Origin of the sequence: Sphingomonas pollutisoli (assembly GCF_029167165.1) — a bacterium.
GTDB lineage: Bacteria > Pseudomonadota > Alphaproteobacteria > Sphingomonadales > Sphingomonadaceae > Sphingomonas > Sphingomonas pollutisoli.
Genome location: NZ_JARFNJ010000031.1, coordinates 1 through 11,087 on the forward strand (window position 1 = coordinate 1; position 11,087 = coordinate 11,087).

Genomic DNA, 11,087 nt, shown 5'->3' on the forward strand with positions numbered 1-11,087 from the left:
CAGGCCAAATTCACCGCTAGCCGAAAGGTTGGCGGCAGGATAAACTCGTTCTGCAGCGCAGATGGCAGTCATGAGAGGGGTTGATGATTGTCCGGTCCGTCGCGCCGACGGCCTGGTGCGAGGCTACGCGGGCGCCCGGCTCAGCGAGCGAGGCGTCGTTCGACAGCTGATGGTTAGGAAGCAGGGCAAGCGTGTAGAGCGACTCAGAACGCGTGTCCGCGAAGGCGTCGTCGGCGGCAGCCTAGCAGCCGCGGAAGCGCCGACCGCTCTCGCAGAACAGATAATCGTTGGCGGCGATGGCCTGCTCGACCGCCTCGTCCGAGGTCAGATAGTCATATTCGGAGCGAAGGCTGCGATAGAGCCAGCGGGCCAGGTCGCGAAGCGCCTCGACGATCATCTCCTCAGCCTTGTCGCCAACGTCGCTGCGGGCCGCATGGTCCCGTTCGACCGAGATCGTCATACAATATTCGTGGTAATACCGGCCGCTGTGGCGAGCGTCGGCGCGGAGCTGGTAGAAATATCGCCGCTGGACGTCCCTGAGCGTGTCGGCGATCCGATGCAGATCGGGGTCCTGCGGCGCATATTCGCGGATGCGCCGATGGGCGCCCGTTACATAACCATAGCTACCCTCAAAGCAGGCACCGTCGCCCTGGCTCCAGAAGCCCGTGAAGTAGATGACGGGCTCCTGCCGGGTTCGGCCGCCATAGAGCGGCACAGCTCGGGTACGCAGATCGACGCCCAGAATTTCGCAGACACGCTGGAAATCCTCGTAGGTGCAATCGAACCAGTCATAGTCGAAGCCGGTTTCGCGATACCAGCAACGGGCTTTGTCCTTGGCCTTTTCGGAAAGCTCATCGAACCGATAGACCGTGATCGGGATGATCTCGGGCATGAGGTTGATCCTTGTGCTGAAGGGATTGCCGCCGGCTCAATCGAAGAGCGGAAGGCTTCCCTTGGGGAGAGGTCCGGTCGAGGCCGCACACGTCGAGGGGGCAGTGCCCGTATTTGCCCATGCGATCGGCCAGGATGTCGCGCGCTGCATGAAGTTCGACGAAGGGGCCGGAATGTCCGCTCGGCCGGTGGCAGCCGACCCAATGGGAGTCTTGCAGTCTGGACGCACGTCGGAATGCTCAACAAGAGACTGCGCGACCCAGCCGCCACGCCACCCATGACTACCGTCCTCCCCTCCATTTTGACTTCCGGTGCAAACGGAGGCACGAGTTTGTTTACGGTTGCGCAAGTGCGTCTGGTTCAAGACCGGTAGTTCCACCCAGAAGAAGGAAGTTGCATGGCCGAGAACGACCATTCGGGCGTCATGTCTTTGACCGTGACGTTGCTCAGTGCCTATTTCGCGAACAATACCGTACCGAGCAGTGAGTTGCCGGCGCTCGTAGAGGGGACACGGCGCGCCCTGCTTGGCCCCGGTTCAGCCTCAAAGGAAGTCCCCGTTACGCCCGCTGATAGGAGTGTCGCGGAAACACCTTCGGCCATGCCGCCAATAGAGGTCGAGCCTGAGGCGGCCGCCGCCGAGTCAACATACAAGCCCGCAGTTTCCATCGAGGAAAGTCTCGCCTCTCCCGACCAGATATTGAGCCTCATCGACGGCAAGCCCTACAAGGCGCTCAAGCGACATCTGTCGACACATGGACTGACACCAGCCGAATATCGCGCCCGATACGGCCTCCCGGCCGGCTATCCGCTGGTCGCCCCGAGTTATTCTGCGGCTCGGCGCGAGGTTGCCCGGAAGCTGGGTCTCGGCAGCAAGCGCAAGAGCGCTTCGGCGCCAGCGGCCGAGGAAGCTCCTGCGAGCCCAATTGCCGGTGCGGTCGAGTCCGTCCACCCCGAAGCTACTCCGGCCAAGACCGCACCAGCACGTCGTGCGCGCGCCAAGGCCGTGGCCGTCGAGCCCAAGCCCGCAGCGAAAAAGGCGAAACGCAAGACCACCAAGGCCGGTGTCGCCAAGGCTCCTGCGGCGACCACGGATACCGCACCGAAGCCGAAGCGCAGCCGGGCACGGAAAGCGACCGGCGAGACCACGGCGCCAACCGGGGCAGCACCGCAAGTCGCCCCGGCGGAATGATCGATACCGTCCGGGGCCATCAGGGTCTCGGACGGTTTCCGCTCTGTTGACGAACCGGCATCTGCGGATCAAAACCGCGTCATGGCGAGGATCGCCTCGATCACGTCGTTCGAGCGGTCCAGCGGAATGAACAGACGGATCCTGTACTGAATGACCTCGCTGAACTCGCCGCGCGCCTTCAGCCGCGCAACGAAGCGGCGATCATCGCTATGCGGCGGCGGGCTGATTGGGGTCGAACTCGAACGGACCGTAGATCTTCAGATGCCGGAGAAGAGCCTCCCCGACATCGAAGCGGGCGTCTGTCGCGGCCTGCCGCAGAGCATCGGCCGGGGATTGATCGCCATAGGTGAGCTGAGACCAGTGAAGGTCGTCATCGATGACGATTTCCGAGATATAGACCATCATGGCTTCTTCTCCGGGAAGTTGGGCGGCCAGCCCGCCTGGTCGAGGAGTTCGGTCGCGAGTTGCTCGATTTCCCAGGCCTGATCCTTGGCGAACTGGGGCTGGATCTGGGCCTGACGGGCATGGGCAATGATGCGTCGCAGCCCGTGCAGAACCGTGTTCATGTCCTGGCTCATACGGCCTCCATCAGGTGATATTGTCACAATGGCCGGAAGCACCGGTTTCGATGAAAGCCGCTATTGCGCGTTGGGCGCTGGCGGGCCGTTGGTGCTGACCGCTTCACGGGCGACATCGGCAGGGCTGGAGACGAATACGCTCCAGTCACCGTAGAATACGCCATCATATTCGATGAGATCATCGGCGATGGTGAAACGCCAATCGCACACGGGGCCATGGACGTTGGAAAAGCCTTGCTGGCGCCAGTCGGCCATCACAGCGGGGAAGAAACGGTCCATCACCTCCGGTGCCGCCGCGAATTTGACGTCGCACATATAGGTCGTCTGCACGAACGCCAGCGGACCGATCACCGGGCCCTCGCTGCCCCAGTCGTCGAGATTTTCGGCAGGATCACGACGCCCGTGCCAGAGGCGCAGGTAAAGCGCGCCGGAAGTGTTCGGCGTCGGCGCGGGATCGGGCACATAGCCGGCGAGCAGCGCGCGAGCGCGATCGACGGCGCGGTTGTCGACCTGCTCGAAGACGGAGGGAATGAGAGCCTTCAATCTTTGGACCTCGGCTTCGAGAGCGGCGAGCGCTCCGATCGGCTCGGACGGCCCGAAGCGTGCCGACGCGAACAACTCATAGGTGTAGCCGGCAGAGCCGTGCCGTTTAACGATCGCGAGGGCCTCCTGGCCGCTCGCGCAGTCGTTGAGTTCGAAGCGGCACGCCATCTCGTCTGTGGTGATTCCGGCATAGGAGAAGGCCGCCGGTGTGCCGTTGGCGAGCGTGCAACTGAACGAACCGCCACCAGAACGGTGAACATAGGCGATGTGGCCCAGAGAGCCGGTCGCCTTGATCCGGATGGGAATCGTCATCCTTTCCTCCCATGATGAATGCGACCTCCCCATCCCGCTTCACTTCCCCAGGCCCGAGGGTGAATGGCTAGCTGCGCGCGGCGGATGGATGAGCGGTCTGATAGAAACGGGGCGCTGCGAGGTCGCAGACGATGTTCCGTGATTTCAGCGGGTCTTTGTCGGCGGTCGCCTTCGCCGAGGCGACGAAGGCGGAGCGGGCCATTTCCGCGATTGCAACGGCGTCATGTCGCCAATAGCCAGGAGCCATGACCTCGAATCGCAAGACCTTGTCGCTTCGCTTACCCAAGCAGGAAGACGGAACGGCCGATGAGGCGAAAGCCATCATCACCTATGGCATCGCACATCTGCTCTCCTTGCGGGCGACCTATAATCGCGGCATGGTGATCCTCGCGCCGCACATCCTCTATAAGCGGCACGACGAACCTTATGTGGACGCCGTGGTTGTAGAACGAGACGGTTCAAAGCCTTCAGAGGTCAAGCTGGGCACCTTCAAGCTATCGGGGTTGCGCGGGCTGGCGATGACGTCCGAGCCGTTCGCACCATTCGGCGAGTTCGATCCGAACGCCCCGCGCTATGCCGAGGGTGTGATCGCCCGGGTAGGAAGCTGAACGGCTTCGGGGCCGCTCCCGGCAACCGGTTCTCTCATTGGCTCAGGCCAGAAGCGATGGGTCGATGGCATTGTCAGGGGCGACGTCGGTGCTCCATAATATCGCATCGATCAGGCCTTGTCCGCCCGCGAGGACATCGGTTTCGCACATGACGTCGATGTGACCGGGGCCTGACAGTTTCACCAGACAGTGGATTTCACCGTTTGCGGCTTGCAATGCCAGCGCCAGTTTCTGGCAGTCGCAATAGGACTGGATCATGGTCGGAGCCTCATGATGCCAAAAAGCCCCGGCACGCGGCCGGGCCTTCAGGGGAGGACGCGGATTACGCGACGAGCCTTGGCTAACCCCGGGTCAGTGGGCGCGCGCCGGACTTGCGTCAGGTTCAGGGCTGCCCTCGCGAATAGCGACCCACGCCCAGTAGCCCAGCCGGGTATCGTCGTTGGCCACTTCGTATTTCCAGTCATCGACCGGGTGGTGGGGATGTTCCCCCCAAGGGCCATAGAGGCGGATGTACGTCTCCATCAGATGATCCCTCCCGTAAGAGCTGCGGTGAGGGCTTCGCGGGTGGTTTCGAACTCCACGCGGTCGGGGAAGATGGCGCACCAGCCGCCGCCGAATTCGCCAGGCCGCGGTCGGGAGCAGGTTTCCGTCCATTCGAATCCGATCGGCGCTTCCTTGAGTGAGGCCTGACAACAACCTTGAATGAGGTTGGCGATAGGCTCCGGCTGGAAATGGGTCATGCCGTATATGTAGATCGTGTAGCGGTCCGGAGCGTCGTCATGGCGATCCGCCCTGATGTCCGCCCCCAGGTGCGGAAAATCGGGATCGGGGAATTGGGACCGAAAACCGCTCCACGGATCTTCGGGTTCGGTCGGCGGAAATATCGCAAGGAGGCTGGCACTGGGGGTGCCGGCGGCGAGTTTAAGCGTCCGGTCGAAAACGAACTGGAAGGCTTCGTTCAGCAACAGCATTTCGGCGCTCGTGCAGGAGAAGGCGAAGCTGGCCGAAAGATGATTGTCAGCCATGGGGCCCTCCGTGGGCAGCGGCAGCACCGATCAGGCGGCGGAGCTTTACCCAAGCTGCCTCTTCACCGGCGCGCAGGCCGCCGCTGAAGCCACGGCGGTAGAGCCGATAGGTGATCGCAACCATTTCAGGCGAGGCGGAGTCGGGGATGAAGTCGAGGAACTCCCCCTCTTCGTTCTGAAGCTCCAGAACGCCATCGTGGCCTTCGATAGAGGGGAGAGCGACGCGCGCGGTGGAAAGAAGAGCTGCAAGGTCGGCATTGAAGGTTTCGACGAGCAACTGCCTGATACGGTCGGGCATGTGATGTCTCCCGAATGGGAAATCGACAGACCATCTGCCGATCAGCACATGCCCCTCCTCCTCCTCTCCCTCAGTCGTGCCCGCCCCCGAAACCGTCAGTCCCCAAGTCACCGCGATCACCGATGAAATGGGGATAGCGATCGTCCCACGAAGGGGGCCGGATCTCCACGAGGCTATCGTGGATCTGGATTCCGGGCGGGCTGTCGCCGGGATCGAAAACCATGCGCGCGCACTCGCAGATATCGGGTTCGTGCTCGGTGCCGCAGATGTCTTCGAAACCGCCCTGGTCCGCGGTCCCGTTGTTCTCCTCATAGGCCCCATAGGCACGCCGCCACATGGCCTGTGCGTCAAGGACCTCGATGTGCAGGGTCACATGGGCAAAGATGGGATAGGTCATAACGACATCTCAGTGGGTTTGGGTTGGGAAGTCGTGACGCTCACTTTGGGGATCGCGCGGCGTAGCGAAGAGAAGCGCATCTGACCTCTACTCAGCACGATAGCTACGAGGCGGGAGACAACGCCGTGCGGTCCGACACGGCGCCATCACGCGCCGGCTGAGCGGCGCCGCTCAGGGATTTGAAAGCATCGGGGTCACTTCGGTCATTACCTATTGACCCTGACATGATGTCAGACCCTACATCGTCTGGCGTCGAAAGGAGCAAAGGCGATGAACGAAGGGCATTCGGCGGCGCACGGTGGCGGTTGCTGCGGCGGTCACGGCCCGGCCAAGACTATCGAGGGCGTCAAGGATCCGGTCTGCGGCATGACCGTCGATCCGGCGAAGACCGCGCACCATGCCGAGCATGGGGGCAAGACCTGGCATTTCTGCAGCGCGGGGTGCCGCGCCAAGTTCGTCGCCGATCCCGAGCGCTATCTGGGACCACCCGCGCCACCGGCCGATGCACCCGAAGGCACGATCTGGACGTGCCCGATGCACCCGGAGATCCGCCAGGACCATCCCGGCGTCTGCCCGATCTGCGGCATGGCTCTCGAACCCGCGACGGTGACCGCCGACTCCGGTCCAAGTCCGGAGCTGACCGACATGACGCGGCGGTTCTGGATCGCCCTGGCGCTGAGCATCCCCGTGCTGGTGCTCGAAATGGGCGGGCACATTTTCCCGGCGATGCATCACTTCGTCCCGATGTCGGCATCGGTATGGGTCCAGCTCGTCCTCGCCACGCCGGTTGTGCTCTGGGCCGGCGGGCCCTTCTTCGAGCGTGGCTGGGCATCGCTCAGGACCCGCAATCTCAACATGTTCACCCTGATTGCCATGGGAACCGGCGTCGCCTGGGGCTATAGCGTCGTCGCGACACTGGCGCCGGACGTCTTCCCGCCCGCCTTCCGCAGCGCCGATGGCATGGTGGCCGTCTATTTCGAGGCGGCCGCGGTCATCATCGTGCTCGTGCTGCTGGGCCAGGTTCTGGAACTGCGCGCGCGCGAACGCACCTCCGGCGCGATCAAGGCGCTGCTCAACCTCGCCCCCAAGACCGCGCGTCGCATCGGTCCTCACGGCGCCGACGAAGAGGTCAGCCTCGATCTCATCGCCGTTGGCGACCGGCTGCGCGTGCGGCCCGGCGAGAAAGTGCCGGTGGACGGCGTGGTCGAGGACGGGCGCTCCTCACTCGACGAGTCGATGGTGACAGGCGAGTCGATGCCGGTCACCAAGGCGAAGGGCGACAAGGTCATCGGCGGGACGCTCAACCAGACCGGCGCGCTGATCATCGTCGCCGACAAGGTCGGACGCGACACCATGCTTGCGCGCATCGTCCAGATGGTCGCGGAGGCACAGCGCTCACGCGCGCCAATCCAGCGCATGGCCGATCAGGTCGCCAGCTGGTTCGTGCCCGTCGTGATCGCCATCGCGGTCGTCGCGTTCATCGCCTGGAGCATCTGGGGGCCAGAACCTCGCTTCGCCTACGGCCTCGTCGCGGCGGTGGCGGTCCTGATCATCGCCTGCCCCTGCGCGCTGGGCCTCGCGACGCCGATGTCGATCATGGTCGGGGTCGGCCGCGGCGCGGGCCTGGGCGTCCTCATCAAGAACGCCGAGGCGCTCGAGCATATGGAGAAGGTCGACACGCTCGTCGTCGACAAGACCGGCACGCTGACCGAGGGCCGGCCCGCCGTCACCAGCATCGTTGCGGCATCCGGCTTCGACGAGACCGAACTGCTGCGTCTCGCCGCTTCGGTCGAGCGCGCATCGGAGCATCCGCTGGCGCGCGCGATCGTGGAAGCAGCCAAGGACCGAGGTGTCGCAACCAGTGATGTCAGCGACTTCGATTCCCCGACCGGGCGCGGCGCGCTCGGCACCGTCGAGGGGCGCCGGATCCTGCTGGGCAATGCCCGCTTCCTCAGCGAGGAGGGCGTCTCGACAGAAACGCTGGCCGAGCAGGCGGACGCGCTGCGCCGCGACGGCGCGACCGCCATCTTCATTGGCGTCGACGGCAAGGTCGGCGGAGCGTTCGCGATCGCCGACCCCGTCAAGCAGACCACTCCCGAGGCGCTCGCCGCCCTTAAGGCCGAGGGCATCCGCGTGGTGATGCTAACCGGCGACAATCGCACGACCGCTGAGGCAGTAGCTCGCCGCCTCGGCATCGACGAGGTGGAAGCGGAAGTGCTGCCCGACCAGAAGAGCGCTGTGATCGCCCGCCTGAAGCGCGAGGGGCGCGTCGTCGCGATGGCCGGAGACGGCGTCAACGACGCGCCTGCGCTCGCGGCGGCCGATGTCGGCATCGCCATGGGATCGGGCACCGACGTCGCCATCGAAAGCGCGGGCGTGACGCTTTTGAAAGGTGACCTGACCGGTATCGTGCGCGCGCGGCGGCTGAGCCAGGCGACCATGTCGAACATCCGCCAGAACCTGGTGTTCGCCTTCATCTACAACGTCGCCGGTGTGCCGGTGGCGGCGGGCGTGCTCTACCCGCTGTTTGGCATTCTGCTCTCGCCGATCATCGCGGCCGCAGCAATGGCACTGTCGTCGGTCAGCGTGGTCACCAATGCCCTCCGCCTCAATCGGCAGACGCTGTGAACATCGGCGAAGCATCACGGCGAAGCGCCGTCTCGGAGCGGATGATCCGTCACTATGAGAAGATCCGCCTCATCCCGGCGCCGCCGCGCCGGGGTGCAGGCTATCGCGACTATGGCGAAAGCGACCTGCACCGCCTGCGGTTTATCGCCAACGCCCGCGACCTCGGCTTTCCGATCGAGGAGATCCGCTCCCTGCTCGGTCTCTGGCAGGACCGAAACCGGTCCAGCAGCGACGTCAAGGCGCTGGCGCTCGCCCGCGCGGACGAACTCGGGCGCAAGGCCGACGCGCTTGTCGCCATGCGCGCGACGCTCATGGAATTGGCGGAAGCCTGCTCCGGCGACAAACGGCCCGACTGCCCGATCATCATGGGGCTGGCCGGTGTGCGCCATTGAAGTGCCCGGATTGGTGCGGCGCAAGATCGCTTGGTCACCACTTGTGACTGGAGCAGGTCATTGGCGCCTCCATAGGAATACGGAGTGCGAGGAGACTGTCCTACATGCAGGGCTTGCTGCGCCGCACCAGGAGCGAGAGCGTGCCGAATCAGACCAATAGCCTCGACCCGCTGGACGGCCTGGCGGCGACGCGGCATCGATCCAGCTTCGGCGCCATCGCCCAACTGACTTCGGGCCTGTCGCCTGCCACGTTGGCGCAGTCTTATTCCGACTGGTTGACTCACCTTCTCGGCTCGCCGGGCAAGCAGTTGCAGCTCGCTGCCAAGGGCGGCCGCAAGATCATGCGATTTGCCGACTATGCGATGCGCAGCGCGTCGCCGGGGCGCCCGATTGCGGACAATATGTCCTCGGCATGGTTCGTCGGCACGAACAGCCTGGTCTTGTAGGCAATGATCTCCGTGAAGCAGCCGAGCGATTTCAGCCACTCTCGCCTGGCCGGCGGGAAGTCCTTGACCTCCAGCCTGGCCTCGCCGTTCACATGGACGCGCTGCAGGCGCGTGCCAGGCAATGACGGGATGGCAACACCGTCGTAACCGCGTGCGCCGGCAATGAGTTCGGCCGGCGACAATGCAATGGCCATCGTGATGCCGAAGGACTGGGCCAGCTTCTCGAAGCCAGCGGGCGAGACGATGCGGCCGAGCAGCGAATTGCCTTGCTCGTCGGAAATCCGCCACACGCGGACATCGTCGTCTGGAAGCCGGTTCCAGACCGGCAGAAGCAAGCCGGTCGCGATGTTGATCGTCTCGATATCGACGCGAGCGGCGATGTCCGCGCATTCCTGATCCCAGGCCTGGCGGAAGCTCTCCTCGCCGATTTCCTGCCAATAGCTCTCTGCCAGCGCTGACTGCCGGATCCGTTCAGAGCCGACGGGCCGGATGAGCTGCCAGACCTGGATGGATCGGCCTTCATTGTCGAGAATGGACCATGAAGGCACACGCAGCGCAACGCGTCCCGATTTGCCATTCTTCAGGAAGGCGACGTCTCTCGCATCCGACCATTCGTCCATGAGGCGTTTGAACGGCGTGGCGCGGCGGCGGTGATGCAATTCGAGGCGGGAAAGCTTGGTTTCCGCGCCGGTGACAGGGTCCCTGCGCAGGATTTGCTCCTCAAGGACCACCATCCGTTCGGCCTTGATGGCCTCAACGCCCACGTCGAGCGTGCCGGCATCCCTTGCGGCATCGATGCGTGCCTGGATCAAGGCCATATATTCCTCGAAGATGGCATCCTGCGTGCCGATCCGCAGCGCCAGCAGGCGATTGAGCCAGCGCTGGATCGGCGGAAGATCGGAGACCAAACCGCCGCCTTGGCCCTCGGTCAGCTTGAGTCCCGTCATCTCCACGAAATCGTCGAGCGTCGTGCTCTTCAACTTGCCAAGGTAGAGCAAGTTGTACCACTGATGCAGGGCTTCCTTGGCGTAATCGCTTTCGAGATTGTCGGCCGGGTCGAAGAGATTCTGGCCGCCCGTCTGCCGCTGGCCCCGCGTGAGCGCGCCGAGACTGTCGAGGCGTCGGGCAATGGTGCTGATGAACCGCCGCTCGCCGCGGCAATTGGTGGTGACAGGCCGGAAGATCGGCGGAGTGAGTTGGTTGGTTCGATTGGTGCGTCCAAGGCCCTGGATCGCGCTCGACGCACGCCATCCCGGCTCAAGCAGATAGTGGACGCGCCGGCGATGGGCGCTCCTGCAATTGCGGTCAGCGTGGTAGCTGCGCCCGGTTCCGCCCGCATCGCTGAAGGCGAGGACCGCCTTGTCGCCGGACATGAAGGCGTCGGCTTCGGCGATATTGCTGCGCGCGGTCCGGCGTTCGACCTGCTGCCGTCCCTGGCTGTCGACAATGAGCCTGCGGGTCCGGCCCGTCACCTCCGCCAGGCCGTCGGTACCGAAATGGCGAATGAGTTCGTCGAGCGCGGACGGAATGGCCGGCATCGCGCAGAGGCGCTCGATCAGATTCTCGCGTGTTTGCAGGGCAAATTGTGAATGAACGGGTCGGCCGTCCCCATCGGTCATCAGTTCGGAACGGTTCTCGCCGTCGGTCCCCTTGAAGACCCGCATCATCCGCGTCGGAAAGGCGGAGTTGAGATAATCGATCAGATATTCCTTGCAGTCCGCCATTATCTCGAGCGGAGCGGCAGGAGGCTCGGATTTGCGTCGCTTTGTCATGATTTCAC

Annotated in this window: 15 protein-coding genes; 5 read left to right on the forward strand and 10 right to left on the reverse strand. The window is 64.0% G+C overall.

Going from position 1 to position 11,087, the window contains the following annotated elements; translation table 11 throughout:
- Positions 1-241 precede the first annotated feature (241 nt).
- Positions 242-892: an antitoxin of toxin-antitoxin stability system gene (locus PX554_RS25950; protein WP_067737461.1), complete on the reverse strand. Its 651-nt coding sequence runs from the start codon at positions 890-892 to the stop codon at positions 242-244.
- A 396-nt stretch (positions 893-1,288) separates the two neighbouring features.
- On the opposite strand from PX554_RS25950, the gene PX554_RS25955 reads away from it, so the two are divergent.
- Complete coding sequence (locus PX554_RS25955) at positions 1,289-2,080, forward strand: Ros/MucR family transcriptional regulator (protein ID WP_067737464.1); 792 nt, start codon at positions 1,289-1,291, stop codon at positions 2,078-2,080.
- Positions 2,081-2,287: 207 nt separating this feature from the next.
- On the opposite strand, the gene PX554_RS25960 is transcribed toward PX554_RS25955, so the two are convergent.
- From PX554_RS25960 to PX554_RS25970, 3 genes are read right to left on the reverse strand one after another with little or no spacing between them, the layout of a single operon-like run.
- Positions 2,288-2,485, reverse strand: coding sequence for a hypothetical protein (locus PX554_RS25960; RefSeq protein ID WP_067737465.1), 198 nt, complete (start codon positions 2,483-2,485; stop codon positions 2,288-2,290).
- Positions 2,482-2,658, reverse strand: a complete 177-nt coding sequence (locus PX554_RS25965) for a hypothetical protein (RefSeq protein ID WP_169801022.1) — start codon at positions 2,656-2,658, stop codon at positions 2,482-2,484. Before PX554_RS25965 ends, PX554_RS25960 begins: the two co-directional genes overlap by 4 nt.
- A gap of 60 nt (positions 2,659-2,718) precedes the next feature.
- Entirely contained in the window at positions 2,719-3,513 is a 795-nt protein-coding gene (locus PX554_RS25970; protein ID WP_067737468.1) for a hypothetical protein, read from the reverse strand.
- A 245-nt stretch (positions 3,514-3,758) separates the two neighbouring features.
- Here PX554_RS25970 and PX554_RS25975 point away from each other — a divergent pair, with 245 nt between their 5' ends.
- Positions 3,759-4,121, forward strand: coding sequence for a hypothetical protein (locus tag PX554_RS25975; RefSeq protein ID WP_245656626.1), 363 nt, complete (start codon positions 3,759-3,761; stop codon positions 4,119-4,121).
- A 42-nt stretch (positions 4,122-4,163) separates the two neighbouring features.
- Here PX554_RS25975 and PX554_RS25980 read toward each other — a convergent pair whose 3' ends face one another.
- The 5 genes from PX554_RS25980 to PX554_RS26000 all read right to left on the reverse strand — a co-directional run bounded on the left by PX554_RS25980 (position 4,164) and on the right by PX554_RS26000 (position 5,841).
- Positions 4,164-4,379, reverse strand: coding sequence for a hypothetical protein (locus PX554_RS25980; RefSeq protein WP_067737471.1), 216 nt, complete (start codon positions 4,377-4,379; stop codon positions 4,164-4,166).
- 93 nt (positions 4,380-4,472) lie between these two features.
- Entirely contained in the window at positions 4,473-4,643 is a 171-nt protein-coding gene (locus PX554_RS25985; protein WP_169801024.1) for a hypothetical protein, read from the reverse strand.
- Entirely contained in the window at positions 4,643-5,146 is a 504-nt protein-coding gene (locus PX554_RS25990) for a hypothetical protein (protein ID WP_067737474.1), read from the reverse strand. Before PX554_RS25990 ends, PX554_RS25985 begins: the two co-directional genes overlap by 1 nt.
- Positions 5,139-5,444, reverse strand: a complete 306-nt coding sequence (locus PX554_RS25995) for a hypothetical protein (RefSeq protein WP_067737478.1) — start codon at positions 5,442-5,444, stop codon at positions 5,139-5,141. Before PX554_RS25995 ends, PX554_RS25990 begins: the two co-directional genes overlap by 8 nt.
- A 70-nt stretch (positions 5,445-5,514) precedes the next feature.
- Positions 5,515-5,841 carry a hypothetical protein gene (locus PX554_RS26000; RefSeq protein ID WP_067737481.1) on the reverse strand — a complete coding sequence of 109 codons (327 nt, stop codon included), beginning with the start codon at positions 5,839-5,841 and terminating at the stop codon, positions 5,515-5,517.
- A gap of 270 nt (positions 5,842-6,111) precedes the next feature.
- Here PX554_RS26000 and PX554_RS26005 point away from each other — a divergent pair, with 270 nt between their 5' ends.
- The 3 genes from PX554_RS26005 (at position 6,112) to PX554_RS26015 (ending at position 9,307) form a co-directional block, all read left to right on the forward strand.
- On the forward strand, positions 6,112-8,469 hold the full coding sequence (locus PX554_RS26005; RefSeq protein WP_067737483.1) for a heavy metal translocating P-type ATPase: 2,358 nt from the start codon (positions 6,112-6,114) through the stop codon (positions 8,467-8,469).
- A complete protein-coding gene (cueR, locus tag PX554_RS26010) occupies positions 8,466-8,861 on the forward strand; it encodes a Cu(I)-responsive transcriptional regulator (RefSeq protein ID WP_067737486.1) in 396 nt (131 codons plus the stop codon). The genes PX554_RS26005 and cueR overlap by 4 nt, the downstream gene beginning before the upstream one ends.
- 104 nt (positions 8,862-8,965) lie before the next feature.
- Positions 8,966-9,307: a poly-beta-hydroxybutyrate polymerase N-terminal domain-containing protein gene (locus tag PX554_RS26015; protein WP_067737489.1), complete on the forward strand. Its 342-nt coding sequence runs from the start codon at positions 8,966-8,968 to the stop codon at positions 9,305-9,307.
- Here PX554_RS26015 and PX554_RS26020 read toward each other — a convergent pair.
- Positions 9,217-11,087 (reverse strand): strawberry notch C-terminal domain-containing protein (locus tag PX554_RS26020; RefSeq protein ID WP_338061628.1); only part of this gene is annotated, 1,871 nt, incomplete at its 5' end. The genes PX554_RS26015 and PX554_RS26020 overlap by 91 nt on opposite strands.